The organism is Chamaesiphon minutus PCC 6605 (genome assembly GCF_000317145.1).
Taxonomy (GTDB): domain Bacteria; phylum Cyanobacteriota; class Cyanobacteriia; order Cyanobacteriales; family Chamaesiphonaceae; genus Chamaesiphon; species Chamaesiphon minutus.
The window spans coordinates 1,552,304-1,570,778 of sequence record NC_019697.1 but is presented as its reverse complement, the minus strand read 5'-3'; the positions used below and the strand labels follow the sequence as shown (position 1 = coordinate 1,570,778).

At 46.4% G+C, this 18,475-nt stretch carries 11 protein-coding genes and 1 pseudogene; all 12 read left to right on the top strand.

From position 1 onward, the window contains the following. Positions 1-54 precede the first annotated feature (54 nt). The 12 genes and pseudogenes from CHA6605_RS07205 (at position 55) to CHA6605_RS07150 (ending at position 18,213) form a co-directional block, all read left to right on the top strand. A complete protein-coding gene (locus CHA6605_RS07205) occupies positions 55-957 on the top strand; it encodes a helix-turn-helix domain-containing protein (RefSeq protein ID WP_015158830.1) in 903 nt (300 codons plus the stop codon). A 395-nt stretch (positions 958-1,352) separates the two neighbouring features. Then, positions 1,353-3,626, top strand: a complete 2,274-nt coding sequence (locus CHA6605_RS07200; RefSeq protein ID WP_015158829.1) for an anthranilate synthase — start codon at positions 1,353-1,355, stop codon at positions 3,624-3,626. Between the two features lie 11 nt (positions 3,627-3,637). Further along, positions 3,638-4,468, top strand: coding sequence for an indole-3-glycerol phosphate synthase TrpC (gene trpC / locus CHA6605_RS07195; protein WP_015158828.1), 831 nt, complete (start codon positions 3,638-3,640; stop codon positions 4,466-4,468). Positions 4,469-4,708: 240 nt separating this feature from the next. Continuing rightward, positions 4,709-5,521, top strand: coding sequence for a tryptophan synthase subunit alpha (trpA, locus tag CHA6605_RS07190; protein ID WP_015158827.1), 813 nt, complete (start codon positions 4,709-4,711; stop codon positions 5,519-5,521). A 497-nt stretch (positions 5,522-6,018) separates the two neighbouring features. Next, positions 6,019-7,254, top strand: a complete 1,236-nt coding sequence (gene trpB, locus CHA6605_RS07185) for a tryptophan synthase subunit beta (protein WP_015158826.1) — start codon at positions 6,019-6,021, stop codon at positions 7,252-7,254. A 143-nt stretch (positions 7,255-7,397) separates the two neighbouring features. Continuing rightward, on the top strand, positions 7,398-8,903 hold the full coding sequence (locus CHA6605_RS07180; protein WP_015158825.1) for a flavin monoamine oxidase family protein: 1,506 nt from the start codon (positions 7,398-7,400) through the stop codon (positions 8,901-8,903). Positions 8,904-9,068: 165 nt separating this feature from the next. Next, positions 9,069-12,512 carry a ferritin-like domain-containing protein gene (locus tag CHA6605_RS07175; protein ID WP_015158824.1) on the top strand — a complete coding sequence of 1,148 codons (3,444 nt, stop codon included), beginning with the start codon at positions 9,069-9,071 and terminating at the stop codon, positions 12,510-12,512. A 195-nt stretch (positions 12,513-12,707) separates the two neighbouring features. Further along, the gene (locus CHA6605_RS07170; protein WP_015158823.1) at positions 12,708-14,312 is read left to right on the top strand and encodes an FAD-dependent monooxygenase; all 1,605 of its coding nucleotides are present in this window, start codon (positions 12,708-12,710) and stop codon (positions 14,310-14,312) included. Positions 14,313-14,751: 439 nt separating this feature from the next. Next, the gene (locus CHA6605_RS07165; protein WP_015158822.1) at positions 14,752-15,426 is read left to right on the top strand and encodes a glutathione S-transferase family protein; all 675 of its coding nucleotides are present in this window, start codon (positions 14,752-14,754) and stop codon (positions 15,424-15,426) included. A 58-nt stretch (positions 15,427-15,484) separates the two neighbouring features. Further along, positions 15,485-15,814: pseudogene (locus tag CHA6605_RS07160) on the top strand (cytochrome P450); the annotation flags it as partial. A gap of 89 nt (positions 15,815-15,903) precedes the next feature. Continuing rightward, the gene (locus CHA6605_RS07155; RefSeq protein WP_015158054.1) at positions 15,904-17,277 is read left to right on the top strand and encodes an IS4 family transposase; all 1,374 of its coding nucleotides are present in this window, start codon (positions 15,904-15,906) and stop codon (positions 17,275-17,277) included. Positions 17,278-17,292: 15 nt separating this feature from the next. Then, a complete protein-coding gene (locus CHA6605_RS07150) occupies positions 17,293-18,213 on the top strand; it encodes a cytochrome P450 (protein ID WP_086936184.1) in 921 nt (306 codons plus the stop codon). The last annotated feature ends 262 nt before the right edge of the window (positions 18,214-18,475 follow it).

Sequence of the window (18,475 nt, the reverse complement as noted above, 5' to 3'; positions counted from 1 at the left end):
GGTTAATGGAGTGAATCAAATTATATTGCCAATTTCTCTAACTTAAAAATATAAATGCTATCAAAAAGCGAGCAACCTAGCCTCATTTTCGGCAATCGAAATTCCGATCTTTCACAGCTATTACCTAAAAAACCTTTATTATCAAGTCACAAACTAGAATGGAAGGGGACTTTTCTTGAATATCACCGCCAGTCTACTTGGGAAACTCCGTACTTCTCTAGTACTTACCATTCAATTATTATTAATAACAGCCCCCAAATTCCGATTTGGCGTTGGTCTGGCGATCGTAAACTGCATCAACAGTTTGACAAAGGAGATATTACGATCTTTCCCGCCCATACCAAAAATAAGCAGAGCTGGGATCGAGAATGGGAATTTTTTTTATTGTGTTTAGAGCCAAGATTTATGACTCAAATTGCCTATGAATCCACAGGTATGGAGTCGATCGAAATCTTACCCCGCTTTGCCACGCCCGATCCGCTAATTTACCAATGTTGCCTAGGGCTAATTTCAGAACTTAAATCGGGTGAATTGTGCTGTCATCTCTATGTCGAGCATCTGATCTCAGCCCTGTCAATTCACCTGATTCGCCAATATTGTACCAAAAACCAGTCGCTCCGAGATCCTAATGGTTTGTCTAAGAGTAAGTTACAACAAGCGATCTCGTACATTAACGAGCATCTAACAGAGGATTTGTCGCTCAAGGATATTGCCAAGGTAGTGGGGATGAGTCCTTTTTACTTTACTAGTTTGTTTAAGCAGTCTACGGGAATGACGGCATATCAATACGTAATTTATCTCCGGATCGAACGAGCAAAACAATTACTACGCACGCAAGAATTATCTATTGCTGAAGTCTCAGAACGAGTTGGGTTTAGTAGTCAGAGTCACTTCAGCAATATTTTTCGTAAGCATACAAATAAAACCCCAAAAATGTATCAACGTGACACAAAATAGTTTTCAAAATCAATGATTTATCTGTTTTCGCAATAATTTGCTATTTTTTCGGGGAAATGTGCAAGACAGAGAATACATTTTATTTATATGGTTAGTTCATGCATTAATTGCCGCCTAAAGCAACACAGCAATTAATGATTTAGATATGCACTAGTTTTGGGCTACGCCTCGTTCCAAAATAATTATCTAGATGACAGGGTTAGGATTAGCGATTCACCGAATACTCGGTTTTAGTGAAGTTACTCATCCCCAGCCAAGTCTCAGCAATAATTTTACATCCTTCAGCAGTTGACGATCTAACTCAAGCTTCAATCCTGTGTATTTTTTACAAAAAAGATGGGAACCCCTACAAAAGTTTGAGAGCTAACGAAACTATTTTTTAAGGAAATTACTACGTGTTTAATCCAACTTGCTACACAACTCAAGGCAAAATCCATGTTTCTCGCTCCAGTAAAGAAATTTCAATAGATTTGGCTACAAAGGAAGTGTTGGCTCGGCTCGATAGTCAACGCGGCGGGCTGTTAACCAGTAATTATGAATATCCCGGACGTTACAAAAAATGGGCAATTGGATTTGTAAATCCTCCGCTAGAAATTAGCACTCGTGAGGATACATTTAGTATCAAAGCTCTCAATCAGCGAGGTCTAATCCTAATTTCTTATTTGAGCGATCGTCTTGCCAACTGCCCTGCATTAGAGATTCAAGACCGAGATCTCGCGCTTGTTACGGGATTTATCCGTCCTACCACTCAAGTTTTTACCGAAGAAGAACGCAGCAAACAACCTTCGGTTTTTAGCTTAATTCGGGAAGTGATGTTTGCGTTTAATAGTAGTGATGATGAGTATTTAGGGTTGTATGGTGCATTTGGTTACGATTTAGTCTTTCAATTCGAGAAAATGACTAAAAAACTACCGCGATCGACCGATGCACGAGATTTAGTATTATATCTTCCCGATGAATTAACGATCGTCGATTATCAGCGACAACAGGCTTTTCAGTTACAGTACGATTTTGAAATCGATGGACAGACCAATCGAGATCTACCACGAACGGGGGAATATATCGATTATCGCGGACAACAGTTAGCCCTAACCAAAACCGCCGACCATGCCCCAGGAGAATATGCAGCTAAAGTAGAAACAGCCTTAGATTATTTTCGGCGCGGCGATTTGTTTGAGGTAGTTACCAGTCAAAGTTTTTTTGAAAGTTGCGATATTCCTCCCGTCACTCTGTTTGAGACTTTACAAAAAATTAATCCCAGTCCCTTTAGTTTTATCCTCAATTTAGGGGGGGAATATATAGTCGGTGCTTCTCCAGAAATGTTTGTACGAGTAGAAGATCGCCGAGTCGAAACCTGTCCGATTAGTGGTACGATTCGTCGCGGTAGCAACTCGATCGAAGATGCCACAAATATTTTAGAGTTACTCAATTCTCGCAAAGATGAATCTGAGTTAACCATGTGTACTGATGTCGATCGCAACGATAAATCGCGGATTTGTCAGCCTGGTTCCGTCAAAGTACTCAGTCGTCGGCAGATCGAACTATACAGTCATTTAATTCACACAGTCGATCATGTTGAAGGATTATTACGCCCTGAATTTGATGCCATTGATGCCTTTTTATCCCATTTATGGGCAGTTACCGTCACTGGCGCGCCCAAAAAAGCAGCGATGGAGTTTCTCGAACAGCACGAACGCAGTGCTCGACGGTGGTATGGCGGAGCTGTTGGTTATTTGACCTTTAAAGGGGATTTGAATACAGGGTTAATTTTGCGAACTGTTGAGTTGAAAGATTCGATCGCTCAAGTCCGCGTTGGCGCGACACTGCTCTATGATTCTATTCCCGCAGCAGAAGAAGCGGAAACCTTATTAAAAGGGGCAGCGGCATTCCAAACGCTTAAATCTGCTAAAGTTTCGTCCGCCAAACAAAATCCGCACGCGGCGATCGAACATCATGCAGACCTGAAAAATATGCACATTGTGGTCGAACATCATCCCGCCCTTACCCAAGCTCATCAGCGAGTGCTGTTAATTGATTACGAAGATTCTTTCGTTCACACCCTGGCTAATTATCTTCGTCAGTGCGGTGTTACGGTAACAACCTTGCGGCATGGTTTTTGCGAGCAAGTTTTCGACAGGCTTCAGCCAGATTTAGTAGTATTGTCGCCTGGACCGGGCAAACCCAGCGACTTTGGGATAACTGCAACGATTCAGGCTTGTGTTAAACGACAAATTCCGATTTTTGGGGTGTGCTTGGGATTACAGAGCATTGTCGAAGCTTACGGTGGAGAATTAGGAGTTCTGGATTATCCTCAACATGGTAAATCGTCTCGAATTCAGATTACCGATCCAGAGTCAATTTTATTCCAAGGCTTACCTACTGCTTTTGATGCGGGTCGTTACCATTCTTTGTATGCGATTCCCGATTGTTTGCCCTCACAACTGCAAGTCACGGCAGTCACTGAAGATGGCACGATCATGGCGATCGAACATCAAAATTTACCGATTGCGGCAGTTCAATTTCATCCAGAATCGATTATGACACTGATGGGAGATGTCGGTCTGGGTATTATTAAAAATGTCATCAATGCTTATACTAATCCGGTGGTATTTAAGCAAGTTGAAACTTTAACAAATTCTAAATCTCTCCAAGAATTATCCATAAACTGAAAACATCAAAAATGTTGCTAAAACTTATTCAATCGCCTAATTTTCTTGAGGATATCTTCAGCTACAAGCAAGAAGAAGTAGAGCTGCTACAACAGCATTACGATCTCAAAGATCTCCAAAACCGAGTTAAAAAAACCAGTCCTTGTCATAATTTCCAGCAAGCTTTACAGCAAAGCGAGCGACAGCCCAGTTTAATTGCTGAAGTAAAGAAAGCATCACCCAGCCGGGGCGTTATTCGGTCAGATTTCGACCCAGTGGCGATCGCTCAAGCATACCAACGTGCTGGCGCAACTTGTCTATCTGTCCTGACAGATACACGGTTTTTTCGGGGAAGTTTTGAAAATTTACATCGCATTCGGCAAGCAGTCGATCTACCGCTGTTATGTAAAGAGTTCATTATCGATCCCATTCAAGTTTATCTCGCGCGGTTGGCAGGTGCCGATGCTGTTTTATTAATTGCATCGATGCTGAGTGAGGAAAAATTAGGCGAACTGCTCTGTTTAATTCAAGAGTTAGGGATGGAAGCCTTAGTCGAGGTGCATAATTTAGCCGAACTCGATCTCGTTTTGTCATTACCCTCTTTACGTTTAATTGGGATCAATAACCGCAATCTAGCTACTTTTACTGTCAATTTGACCACAACTCAAACTTTATTAGCTAGCCGCCGCGATATTTTACAAGACCGAGGAATTACCACAATTAGTGAGTCGGGGCTGGGCGATCGATCTCAGTTAGATCGAGTAGTTTCGTGGGGTGTAGATGCGGTTTTGGTGGGGGAAGCTTTGATGAAACAAGCAGATATCGAAAGCGCGGTTCAATGTTTGATGACTGGCCATTGTTGAACCCATTTGGAATCTGCTAGTGGGGAGGGCGGGTTCGTCCGATATCGATTAGTGAGATCGATATTAGCTTGCATAAACCCGCCCCTACAGATCCATGAATATAAAAATTCTTTTACACCAACTGTAGGGGCGGGTTTATGCTATAAATTCTTGCTGAAAACAATTATCTCCCAAGCGAACCCGCCCTCCACCACCAATATCTATAGATCGATCGGTAATCTTCTATCAAACTAAATAATTATGACTGCCTCAGTTTCTCATCGTTTTGAATCGTTAAAATTAACGAAAAATTCTCGTAATTCCTGTGGTTTAATTCCATTTATTATGGCAGGAGACCCAGATCTAGAGACGACGGCGCGCGCCTTAAAGGTGTTAGATCGGTGTGGAGCCAGTGCGATCGAATTAGGGATTCCTTACTCCGATCCATTGGCGGATGGGCCAGTTATTCAAGCTGCGGCGACGCGCGCCTTACAACGCGGAATAACGTTTGACGCTATTTTAGCAATGCTTGCCGACGTGACTCCCCAATTGAATGCGCCGTTAATTTTGTTTACTTATTACAATCCCATTTTAAGTCGGGGGATCGAACATTTTTTAGACCAAATTGCCGCAGTCGGAGTTCGAGGCTTAATCGTGCCCGATCTACCCTTAGAAGAATCCAAATTACTACTCGACGCGGCAGCAAAAGTCGGGATCGAATTGACATTACTCGTCGCGCCTACTAGTTCGCCCGATCGAATTAAGAAAATCGCTGCTGCTTCGAGCGGCTTTATTTATCTTGTCAGCGTGACTGGAGTAACGGGGATGCGTACTCAAGTTTCCGAGCAGGTTTACCCATTAGTGCAACAAATTCGCCAAGTCACTGATAAACCGATCGGGATTGGGTTTGGAATTTCAGAACCCAAACAAGTAGCGCAAATGAGGGAATGGGGGGCTAATGCCATCATTGTCGGCAGTGCCTGTGTCAATGCTTTGGCTAATGGCACGCCGGAGGAAGGGTTGATGGCACTGGAAGATTTGTGTTGTGCGTTTCAATCAGCTCTGGCTGATTAAATTTTGGACTGGTGCTTAGTTTTAAGTTACTGGTGCTAAGAGAACCCGGATCTGGGGGAGGCTTCCCCCAGACCCCCCGTTGAAGGGCGGGGTGCCGCCCCTCAAACTCCCCTGCACAAGGGTTAGTTAGTGAGGATCGGATCGCGCTTCTCTTCTCCTTTCGGAGACGCTGCGCTACGAGACGCTACGCGTTGGCGGAGCCTCGCCTCTGGCGATACGCATTAGCTCCGCAACGGGAATCGATCTGTGGGTGGAGTTAACAAGGATCTGTAGGTTGGGTTTCGCTTTGCTCTACCCAACACACCCAACCAAAGTTTCTTTCATCAATTAGATCTGTAGGTTGGGTTTTATTCTTTAACCCAACACACCCAACATCACGTTATTTAATCAGTCCGCGTAAGCGGACTTTGCACCACAAGCGGCGATTTCAATCGCTGGCACTTAGTTAGGCAACAACTTAAATTACTCATTCGCAACAATTTACTCTCAACAAACCAATGATTAGCAAGACTCCCGCTCCAATGTTTATCGAAGTCCAGCAACCAGATCGGCTCGGTCGGTTTGGGCGATTTGGCGGTCAATATGTCCCAGAAACCCTCATGCCTGCCTTGCAGGATTTAGAGCAGGCTCACCAAAAATATCTGCACGAGCCAAGCTTTCAGGCCGAGTTAAACCATTTGCTCAAGCATTATGTCGGTCGTGCCACGCCCTTATATTTGGCCGAACGCTTAACCGCACAGTATGCCAAACCGGATGGCAGTGGCCCCCAAATTTATCTAAAACGAGAAGACTTAAACCACACGGGTGCCCACAAAATTAACAATGCCCTCGGTCAAGCTCTCCTCGCCAAACGAATGGGGAAACGGCGAATTATCGCGGAAACTGGAGCCGGACAGCATGGAGTAGCGACAGCTACAGTTTGCGCTTTATTTGGCTTAGAGTGCATCATTTACATGGGAGTTCAGGATATTCAACGTCAATCTCTGAACGTCTTTCGGATGAAATTAATGGGGGCTGAAGTACGCCCAGTATCGTCAGGAACTGGCACCCTCAAAGATGCTACTTCTGAAGCGATTCGCGATTGGGTGACGAATGTTGAGACAACCTACTATATTTTAGGCTCTGCGGCAGGGCCTCATCCCTATCCGACGATCGTGCGGGATTTTCAAACAATTATCGGCCAAGAAACTCGCGCACAGTGTCTCGAAAAATGGGGCGGATTACCAGATATTCTGCTGGCTTGTGTCGGTGGTGGCTCGAACGCCGTGGGATTATTTCACGAATTTTTGACAGAACCAAATGTGCGGTTAATTGGCGTTGAAGCTGCTGGTAAAGGGCTGGATACAGACCAACATGCGGCGACGCTTACTCATGGACGAATCGGCGTATTGCATGGCGCGATGAGTTACGTGCTGCAAGATGAGGAAGGACAAATTATTGAAGCTCATTCGATCAGTGCGGGCTTGGATTATCCAGGTGTAGGCCCCGAACATAGTTATTTAAAGGATCTGGGACGGGCTGAATACTATAGCGTGACCGATGAGCAAGCTCTAGCTGCATTTCAACAACTTTCACAATTAGAAGGCATTATTCCGGCCTTAGAAACGGCTCATGCGATCGCGTATTTAGACATTCTTTGTCCGCAATTATCAGGTAGTCCCAAAATTGTCATTAACTGTTCGGGACGCGGGGATAAGGATGTACAAACGGCGATCGATCGTATTCAATTTTAGAGGATGTTTAGAAACTCTAACTGGCTTCGTTTCGAGATCTAAATCCCCCCAACCCCCCTTAAGAAGGGGGGCTTTAAAGTCCCCCTTCTTAAGGGGGATTTAGGGGGATTCTCCAGGGTTTATGCTCGTTCTTTTAAACTACTATGAATACCAACCAGATTCTAAATGATTGTCGGAGCGCAAATCGGCAGCCCAAAAAAATCACTATTCTTGGTGCTGGAATTGCAGGTTTAGTAGCAGCTTACGAACTCGAAAAATTGGGTCATCAGGTCGAAGTGCTCGAAGGTAGTCCCCGCATTGGCGGTCGGGTGTGGACATACCGATTTGGGTCTGGAGCTGATGCGCCCTATGGCGAACTCGGTGCGATGCGGATTCCCAAGACTCACGAACATACTCTGCATTATGTCCGCGAGCTGGGATTGGACGATAAGCTGTGCAAGTTTATTACAGTATTCGAGGAGCACAATGCTCTGATGAATATCCAAGGCAAGATTTTCCGAATTAAAGATGCTTCTAAAAGCTTCGAGCAATACTATCAAGGGATCTTTTTAGCAACACAGTATCGTGAAAAAACGCGTCACTTTGCGGCTTGGCTGAAAACGATTATCGATGCGATCGCCCCTAGCGATTTGCGGGATAGTTTCGATCGAGATTTAGAATCGCATTTAATGGCGGAGCTAGATCGATTGGATCTCGAACCATATTTCAGCGCGGATGGGGATACGGTAAACTTTCACAAGTTTATTAAAGCTAATCCCAGCTTTCGCGCTCATTGCAGCAAAGCCCTCGATATATTTCTCAGCGATATCTTGGTCGAGACTAGCGATGATTTATTGCAATTAGAAGGGGGGATGGAGCAGCTAATCGATCGGTTAGCAGCAGCAATTAAGGCTCCAATTAAATGCAATCGAGAAGTAATGGCTTTAGATGTGCGAGCGGATGCGGTCAAAGTTTCTTGGTTGGAAAACGGGATGTTACAACATCGTATTTGTGACTATGTATTGTGTACTATTCCCTTTTCGATTCTCAAAAATCTTGAGTTAATTGGCTTTGACGATCGGAAATTAGCAGCGATTGAGAATACTGTCTACTGTGCGGCAACTAAGACGATCTTGCACTGCTCGGAACCTTTTTGGGAGAAAGAAGGGATCGGCGGTGGTGCATCGCTGGGTGGTGAAGGTATCCAGCAGGTCTATTATCCATCGATCGAGTCTCACCCCGATCGCGGCAGCGTACTCCTAGCTAGCTACACCATCGGTAAGGACTCCGAACACTTAGATGTCATGTCAGATTCCCAACGCTGTTTTTACGTGCGGGATTGGGTCGGTCAGATCCACCCAACAATTAATACTCCTGGTGTCATTCTCGATGCCGCAACCGTAGCTTGGGGTAATTATCCGTGGAGTAATGGTGGCTGTACTATTCCTTGGGGTGGCGATTTATCTGATGAACTCAACCATGCTTTCAGATACCTAGAAGCTGCCAGACCGCTAAATCGACTCTTTTTTGCTGGCGAACATTGTTCCAGATTTCCCGCATGGCTTCAGGGAGCGATCGAGTCAGCATTGGAAGCTATCGATCGGATTGTCTCGCATCAACCGATCGAGCTTAATGAAGGTGCGATCGATACTGCTCATCAAGGTTGCTAGTTATGAGTTCTGGTGGAGAGAGGGGATAGGGGATAGGGGATAGTAAATAGCTTTTACATTTACTTTTAATACAAGAAGGATACTTTGTATCTACATCCCTATCCCCTATCCTCTATTCCCTATTCCCTAAAACACTATTAGCTTTGTTTTAATGCAAGATGTGACATGAGTATATTAAATTTTCCACGTCTGCACTTTCAAGGGTTTGCTCGCATTCATGCTCCGACCGGACATCGAAACGGTTTGGTAGATTTGAGTACTAATACTGCTTACATGGATGGTCAACCCTTCGATCTAAACCGCCCGACCTCTGAATACCATGAATACCTCCAATCCGCAGGATCTCGGTTTAACGATCGAGGAGAGTGGGATGAAGCAGGTGCTTTCAGTACGGCGAAAGGTTGGGATTTTGGCGGCAACGGTCACTTTGCGATCGAAGCTAAAATTGTCAGTGCCCAACGGGAACCAGGACAGATCGACCTAAATGACGTTGTGGTGGGGCGCAGCATCGATCTGTGGGGACACCATAATGAATATTTGGGCACTACTTTTAATCGGGCGCGGATTTTTGATATCGATCCGGCTTCTAACTGGACGACCACCATTATGGTCGGTCAACTTACCTTTGGCAGACAAGGCACTTCTCAGGAAATCCCGAATTTATTCTCGGCTCCGGTGGAAGGGCTACAACCTGCGCGGTGGCAAAATTTTGACTATATTCAATACTTGCCCGAACACTGTCTCAATCGTGAATTTCAGCGATCGAGCGTCCATCAGTTTACTGTTGCCAAAGCGGCACCAGATTTTTTCTGGGGAGAAGCAGTCGCCCAATCGCCGACAGTCGAGCTGTTACGTCAGGCGATGGATCGAGCGGATGTATTAGGGCTGGTAGTGCAATTTAGCTTGAGCAATATGTCTGCCCCGCTCCAACCAGATTCGGCTACTTTCTGGAATCTGCATGGCACGATCGGGTTGTGGTGCGCGGGAGAGTCGAGTACTTATCCTGCTGGTAGATTGTTAATTCCTGCTAGTGTCGAGCGACCAGAAACTGCCAACAGCAAAGCGCAGATGCTGTCTAATCTCTCCGTGCTAGTTACCGAGCGAGGTGTCAGTGTGAATGCGATTACCGCCGTACCTTGCATCGCTCGTGCCCCACAGGCTGGGCCAGGGCCTACTCATGCGATCGGCCCCAAACGCGATTTAGGTGACTTGGAACTGCGGACGATTAAAAGTCACCAATTGGTAGCGACGATTCCCAGACAAGCTTATCAGCAGGAAGCGCATCGACTTACGAGCGGGATTATCGATGTACCTCTAGCCGCAGCGTGGGCAGATCTCCGCACTGCGGTAGCACAGGAAGGTTTGTCTGTAATCGGCACTACGCCAGACGGACAAAAACGAGTCTTGATTGAGGAACAGGAGATTAATCTCCAGATCGATGAGGCTGGTCTGTTTCTAGAATTTCCCAACCGTAAGCTCGGTGAGGACTATGCTGTCGAAGTAGCCGTGCGATCGTTTGTGCGCGGGCAACCTGCACCTGTCGAGTCTGTCTATCTCAGTCAGTATTACAATCCCCGTGGACTACCTCAGCTCCGGCATGAGTTCGATCGCGTAGTGTCTCCTCCGGAGCAACTAGATCCGGCGAAAATCGGTCGAGATTTTCACTTTCCCCCCAGTAGCCAGCTCGATCTGCTGGAATTTAAACCGGGCAAACGCTCGGAAATCGGAGATTTTGCCACTAGCTGTAAGCTCGCAACCGATCGACAGGGGCAAGGCTGGTTAACGATTCGGGGCTGCCAGTCGGGCACTACCCGCGTGCTGTTATCGACCGACCCGCAAGCATTACCTGTCGTTGGCGTTCGCGGAGCGTCTGCCTTTGCAGAAGCCTCTCCTGTGGAGAATCGCTACCATCCCGATGCCGCCGAACTTAGCTACGATAACGACGATCGCCTGGGGTTTTGGTCTGGAGCTGGATCGTTTGCGGTGCGGGTGATGCCCGATGACTGGCATTTGGCAGATATTCCCGATCGAGATGTCGATTTCGATCTGATTTATCAAGAAATTCTCGCTTATTACGAGTTGTGCTTCTCGTTTATGAAAGCCGAAGTTTTTAGCCTCGCCGACAAGTGCAAGGTCGAAACTTACGCGCGGTTGATGTGGCAGATGTGCGACCCCCAAAACAAACATAAGACCTATTACATGCCCCCAACTAGAGAACTATCTCAACCAAAGGCAATGCTTTTATATAAATATTTACAAAATCAACAGCAAGTCGGCTATGTTCCCGATCCCACGCCCACAACCAAGCGGACGCAGCGATCGATCGACACCCGTGACGAATTGGTTGTCGCCCTGCGCCAAGCCGCAGAACTGGAAGTCGCGGTGATGTTGCAATATATTTATGCCGCCTATTCCATCCCCAACTACGTTACAGGTCGAGAATACGTGCAGCGGGGTTTGTGGACTCTAGAGCAATTAAACTTAGCCTGCGGCGATGGACAAGAAACGCATAACTATGGAATGCGGGGCGTATTGCTGGAGATTTCCCATGAGGAAATGATCCACTTTTTGATGGTTAATAACATTCTGATGGCGATGGGCGAACCCTTCTACCCAGCCAATCCCAACTTTGGTGAGATCGATCGATATTGTCCGATCGATATAGACTTGGCACTCGAACCTCTAAATGCTAATAGTATTCACCGCTTTATGCGACTGGAAATGCCCGACTTTTTAGCGGAGGAATTAGCCGAACGTGAGGTTGAAGACCCGTTGGCGAAGCCTGCGCCCAGCGCAATCGCCGATCGATTACATAGTTATGGTTCGTTGAGCGAACTGTACCGCCAAATTCGCCAAGCGATCGAAACAATCCCCGATTTATTTATCACTAAAAAAGGCCCAGCAGGCGGCGAGCATCACTTATTTTTAAGGGAGGATTTTAACCAGCATCACCCACACTATCAGTTGCAAGTGGAAGATGTGAAGAGTGCCCTGTTTGCGATCGACTTAATTACCGAACAAGGGGAAGGATGCGATGCCAACTCGCCTAAATTCGATCGCTCCCACTATCAGCAATTTCGCCGGATGGCCGCAGCACTAGCCCAACAACAATTTGCGAGCGATAACAACAGCCCCGTACCCTGGAATCCAGCCTATCCAGCTTTACGCAACCCGACGCTGCATTCAAAAGACTGTAGTACCAGCGTGGTAACTGCGGCTGAAACTGTCACAGTGATGCAAATCTGCGATGAGTGCTACTTCATCATGATGCAGCTCATGGTACAGCACTTTGGGTTGATGCCGAATGGTAGCCTCCGGAGATCGAAACTCATGAATGCCGCGATCGATATTATGGCAGGCATGGTACGTCCCCTTGGCGAATTACTGATGACGATGCCTTCTGGGAAGCGGGGTCGAACCGCAGGGCCATCTTTTAATATGACCACGCCACCTGCTTATATTCCCACGCCAGAGATCGCTTATCAGGCGATCGCGCGGCGGTTTGAAAAATTGAGCGCGCAAGCTAAAAAGTGTCCGGCGATTAGCAGCACAGTTACTGAGCTGTTTGATTTTTACGTTGGTTTTTTTACGGAGATGGCGATCGATTAGTTATTAGAGTTGCTGCGGAGATCTACCCACCCCGCCCTACGGGCACCCCTCCGAGGAGGGGATTTCCACCCCGCCCTACGGGCACCCCTCCGAGGAGGGGATTTCCACCCCAGCCCTCCAGGGGGGGTAACACCATCTCAGCCGAAGCCTAGTCCCCCTATTCCCTATTCCCTATCCCCTATCCCCTATTCAGCTATGAATCACCGGACGATCGAAACACAAGTATTAATTGTTGGTGGCGGCCCCGTGGGGCTAGCAATGGCCTTAGAACTGAGATACCAAGGCATCGATTGCTTGCTAGTAGAACAGTCTGATGGGGTCATCGATCACCCTAAAGTTGGGACTGTCGGGCCGCGATCGATGGAAATTTTCCGCCGTTGGGGTTTGGCTCAATCGGTTCGCGATGCGGGTTGGCCAGCAGACCATCCGCTCGATGTGGCATGGGTTACGGCTGTGGGCAAACATGAGATCCATCGCTTAAAGTTTGGTAGTCACGCCGAGCGAACCTTACCACCCCATAGCCCAGAATCAGAACATCCCTGTCCCCATCACTGGCTCGTGCCCTTACTCACCAAAGAGCTGGGTATTGCTCCGGCTGGGCCGATTAACCTCAACTGTCGTCTAGAAAGTTTGGAATCGACTCAGCAGGGAATTGTCGGTCAAATCAAATTTTTAGAGAGCGGCGATACAGCCACTGTCGAGGCTAAATACGCGGTTGCTTGCGATGGTGCGAGTAGCCTCATTCGGAAAACCTGCGGCATCGATACGCTCGCCCACCATCCCACCCGTATATTTCAAAACATTCTCTTTCAGGCACCAGAACTACCAGAGATTTTGGGAGCGCGTCGAGCATTGGTGTTCTTTATGATGACTCCAGATAATTTGCGTTATCCGCTGCGATCGATGGACGGGGTGGGTCTATATCGCTTAACCGCCACTCCCCACGAAGATGGCACCCCGCGCGATTCCGAAAAAGCAGTTAAAGAAGCCGTCGGGATCGATACGCCAATTGAAATTCTGTCTACCTCTCTGTGGTATTTAACCCATCGAGTTGCCACTGATTACCAGTCGGGAAACATCTTTTTTGTCGGTGACTCCGCGCATACGCTATCTCCTTCCGGCGGCTTCGGCATGAATACTGGGGTCTCGGATGCCTTAGATCTAGGTTGGAAACTGGCCGCTGTGTTGCAAGGCTGGGCTAGTCCCCAATTGCTAGATACCTATCAAACCGAACGTCATCCGCTAGCGGTTGCGGCTGTAGAAGAAGCTAATCTCAATCTGGAACGTACCCTCAAACGTACTCTACCACCTGAAATTATGCTGGACTCACCTGAAGGCGATCGCGCGCGCCAACAGATGACCGAAAAAATGCAACACAGTGATGTCAATCGCGAATTTAACGCGCCAGGAATTCACTTTGGCTTTTATTATGAATCGCCTGCTATTGCCACCGAACCAGAGAAACCACCCGTTCAAAAGCCGGATGAGTGGACTCCCACCAGCTATCCAGGCAGTCGCGCGCCACATGCCTGGTTAGAAGCAAATAAATCGACCTTAGATCTCTTCGGTCACGGCTTAGTATTACTTAATTTTGGCGATCGAGATGTGACAGCTTTAATCGATACTTGCCAAGCAAAAAATGTCCCCTTGCGAACTTATCAGATCGACGATCGGGAGATTGCCAAAATTTATGAAAAGACGTTGGTTTTGGTACGACCAGACGGACATGTAGCTTGGCGGGGCGATGATTTACCAGACGATCTCGATGGCACTATCGATCGAATTCGTGGCTATTTTTGACGATCGAAAATTAGAGGATGTCTGAAAAGTCCAATTGCTTCGTTCCGGTGGGTAAATCCCCCAACCCCCTTTTTAAGGGGGCTTTAAAGTCCCCCTTTTTAAGGGGGATTTAGGGGGATTTAGATCTAAAAACGAAGTCTAGATTTATCTACATTCTTACTAACCCACAAATCGATTCCCATTGCGAAGCTAATGCGTATCGCCAGAGGCGAGGCTCCGCCAACGCGTAGCGTCTCGTAGCGCAGCGTCTCCGAAAGGAGAAGAGAAGCGCGAATCGCTGCCTACAGATCGACCCTTGTGCAGGGGAGTTTGAGGGGCGGCACCCCGCCCTTCAACGGGGGGTCTGGGGGAAGCCTCCCCCAGATCCGGGTTCTCTTAGCACCAGTAACCTAAAACTAAGCACCACTCCAAAAATGGCCTAAAAGGGAGATCTTTAGTTATGAAATTTTACTACGATCCAGCTTCATCTTATTGTCAACGAGTCGCGATCGCTCTTTACGAAAAAGACATTCCTTTTACGCCAATTAAGGTAAGTCTTTTCGATCCAGAAGCACGGGAACAATACCAAAAAATTAATCCCTTTGCTAAAATTCCGACCCTAGAAACCGACAATGGGGAAATATTTTTTGAAGCTTGCATCATCATTGAATATCTCGATCGGCAATTCCCTCAGCAGCCTTGCTTACTCAATCCAGAGCGGATTTTAGAGATTCGGACGATCGAGAGAATTATCGATGTTTATATCAACAGTAGCCGCGAAGTGCTGTTTGCCGATAGTCAGCGCGAATTGGAGCTGCGTGGCAAAAAAGAGGTAATCAAAGCGAGCAGGCTGCTAGAAATAGCTTGCAGCCTGCTAGAAGATCGACTTCAAGACCGGACTTGGCTGGTGGGAGAGCAATTTTCGTTAGCAGACTGTACTGCCGCACCGACACTTACTTATTTACGGCTGGTTTATGACTATCGACATTTACCCAACCTCACAAATTATATGAAACGGTTGGAGTCGCGAGCTTCGGTCGCTAGAGTTCAGCGCGAGGGGCGCATTCGGATGAATCAGATGCTGGCTTCACTGGCTTATCCACTGAAACTAGCTCCCTTGGCAGTAGCTCGTTAATAAGTAACTGGACACAAAAAAACCAATTATTAATTATCAATTATCAATTAATTTAACTATGACTGTTTCGACAATAGAGCGATTAAATCCATTTCTGCCCGAAGTCATTGCCGATCCTTACCCAGTTTACCGACACTATCGAGAAACAGACCCCGTGCATTGGGGCATGGCTGCCAAACCTCAACTGGCTGGTGCTTGGTATCTGTTCCGTTATCAAGATGTCGTCCAGGTACTTGAAGATCGGCGATTTGGTCGCGAAGGTCAAAAAGTTCGCCCCGATATTGAAACCTCACCAGTACCCAAAGCTTATCGAGGCTTTAGTTCGATGGTGAGTAACTGGATGGTATTCCGCGATCCGCCTAACCATACTCGGTTGAGATCATTCGTGACAAGTTAAGAAAATCAGAGATTTGTCAAAAAGGTAATAAAAAGATGCCAAACTGTTTCTAGTCAAGAGTTTGAGGGAATAGAGGCCTGATGACCAGCCGCCGAAGAAGTAACCGCGACCACGCCAAAAAGAACCACCAACCAGGTGTGGAAGATGAGATCATCGCCGCTCAAGTAGAGGCTTTATTGACACCAGCAATTTTCAATCAAAGTCATTACTACCGACAATTAGGGCTGAGAAATCGGCTGTTAAATTTACCCTTGATGATGGCAGCAGTGCTGACGCTACTGTGGCGGAATGTGCCAGGAGTCAGAGAACTAAGCCGAATGTTAGGGCGAGAAGGATTTTTGTGGTGTGAGCCAACACAAGTAAGTCAACAGGCGATTGCACAAAGATTTCTGACCTTTCCATCTGAGTTATTTGAGAGAGTGTTTAAGGAATTACTGCCAGAATTTAGAGTGAAGTGGCACCAGAGAAAACAGCGATTGTTGCCACAAAGCATTGAATTTGCTCAAGCAAAATTTGAGCGGATTTGGGCATGTGATGGCTCCACATTGGAAGCGATATTCAAGAAATTAGATAGCTTATCTGATGTGCCAATCGGACAACTAGCGGGAAAAATGGGAGTAGTCATAGATTTGGTGACGAGATTGCCGATTGAAATCTGGTTTAGAGAAAATCCCAAAGCTTCAGATGTTAATTTTGAGAAAGATATCCTGAATTTAGTAACATCGGGCACTTTATTGCTCTTGGATCGAGGCTTCTATCATTTCCAATTTTGGCAAGAATTAATTAACAGAGATATTCATTTTATTACTCGATTAAAAAAAGGTGCATCGCTACAGATAGAGCGAGTATTTAGCAATAGTTATAGTATCCGTGACCGAATAGTGCGGATGGGGTCTGGCACCAAAAAGACTCCATATATAACTGTAAGATTAGTCGAAATTAAAGTGGGTAAAGTCTGGTATTCTTATCTAACTAGTGTACTCGACCCATTGAATCTTCCTCCCTATGTAGTCGCCGATTTGTACGGAAGACGGTGGCGAATTGAAGAGGCTTTTAATACTGTTAAACGATTGCTCGGGTTGAGTTATTTATGGACTGGTTCAGTTAATGGAATTAAATTACAGATGTGGGGGACTTGGCTGTTTTATGCAGTTCTAGTCGATTTAGGTGATGCTGTAGCTGATGAATTATCTCTCCCATTCGACCGCATTTCTTTAGAGATGATTTATCGAGGTCTTTATCATTTTCATGTAGCTCATCATAAAGGTTTAGCTGCCAATCCAGTCACCTATTTTGCTGCCCCAGAGAATCAAGATTTAGGTATTGTTAAAACTGTTCGTAAACCTAATGTTAAGTTAATTATTGCACCTTTTCCTGATTCTATGAGTCGAACAGACAATTTTTTCTTCGACTCATCGCCTCAAGCCCGCTTGACAAGTGCGATCGCTTCTTAACTTGTCACTAATGGGTTGAGATTATTAGTAAATAAAGCTTTTTCGCCTAAGACTCTAGAAACTATCCGTCCGGCGATCGTCGAAATTGCCGATAGTCTGTTGGATCGTGTTGAGGATCGATCGGAGATGGATTTAATTGACGATTTTGCGTTTCCGTTGCCAGTAATGGTCATTGCTACTTTGCTCGGAGTAGATCCCGCAGATCGGTTGATGTTTAGAGATTGGGCATTAGCATTGCAACACGCTAGTGCTTCGCGATTGACTCCTTCTGTGGCAGTTTACGAACGAGCAGAAACAGCTACTCAAGCTTTTATTGAATACTTTAAAGATGCGATCGCCAAACGCCATGCTAACCCCCGCGAGGATTTAATTACGGCTTTAGCTAAAGCTAGATATGAAGGCGATAAATTGAATGACGAGGAAATATTATCTACCTGCATTCATCTACTCACGGCAGGACACGAAACGACAATTAACTTAATAGCCAAAGGAACGCTTTCGCTACTCCGCAATCCAGCTCAGATGCAGCGATTACGCGCTCATCCCGATCTGATGCCAGCGGCAGTAGAGGAGCTAATTCGCTATGACGGCCCCGTCCAGATGTTATCGAGGTGGGCTTATGAAGATGTGAAAATTGGCGGCAGGCTGATTCGCCGAGGTGACAGTTTGGGCTTAATGCTCGGTGCTGCTAACCGCGACCCCAGTCGTTTCGATCGAGCCGACGAACTCGATCTTCAGCGTCAGGACAATCATCACTGTGGTTTTGGTGGTGGCATTCACTTTTGTCTGGGTGCGGAACTAGCTCGCGCTGAAGCTCAGATTTCCCTAAATATCCTGATTAACCGCTTCCCGAAACTGCATTTAGTCGATCGAGCCATTAAATGGGCGGACAATATCGTGTTTCACGGCCCCGAACATTTGCCAGTTGGGTTATAGAAGCTGCTAGTGGGGGCGGGTTTGTCTAAATCTAACGGTCAATGACGGGAATTTTCAGCATAAACAAAGCCATCTACAGATCCACGTATATCCACGATCGTACATTTTATAGATCGACCGTAGGGGCGGGTTTATGCAAGCTGATATCAATCTCTAAAATCGATATCGAACAAACCCGCCCTCCCCACTAGCGGCTCTCAAAGGGGTTCTATACGAAATAAAATTTAATCCCACTTCTTTGAAAAATCTCAACTTATCAGGA

What these genes read in the sequence shown, in the direction of transcription:
- CHA6605_RS07165 (WP_015158822.1), top strand. Translation starts at nt 14,752, where the DNA reads ATGAAATTTTACTACGATCCAGCTTCATCTTATTGTCAACGAGTCGCG.
- trpB (WP_015158826.1), top strand. Translation starts at nt 6,019, where the DNA reads ATGATTAGCAAGACTCCCGCTCCAATGTTTATCGAAGTCCAGCAACCA.
- CHA6605_RS07170 (WP_015158823.1), top strand. Translation starts at nt 12,708, where the DNA reads ATGAATCACCGGACGATCGAAACACAAGTATTAATTGTTGGTGGCGGC.
- CHA6605_RS07155 (WP_015158054.1), top strand. Translation starts at nt 15,904, where the DNA reads ATGACCAGCCGCCGAAGAAGTAACCGCGACCACGCCAAAAAGAACCAC.
- trpA (WP_015158827.1), top strand. Translation starts at nt 4,709, where the DNA reads ATGACTGCCTCAGTTTCTCATCGTTTTGAATCGTTAAAATTAACGAAA.
- CHA6605_RS07175 (WP_015158824.1), top strand. Translation starts at nt 9,069, where the DNA reads ATGAGTATATTAAATTTTCCACGTCTGCACTTTCAAGGGTTTGCTCGC.
- trpC (WP_015158828.1), top strand. Translation starts at nt 3,638, where the DNA reads ATGTTGCTAAAACTTATTCAATCGCCTAATTTTCTTGAGGATATCTTC.
- CHA6605_RS07205 (WP_015158830.1), top strand. Translation starts at nt 55, where the DNA reads ATGCTATCAAAAAGCGAGCAACCTAGCCTCATTTTCGGCAATCGAAAT.
- CHA6605_RS07180 (WP_015158825.1), top strand. Translation starts at nt 7,398, where the DNA reads ATGAATACCAACCAGATTCTAAATGATTGTCGGAGCGCAAATCGGCAG.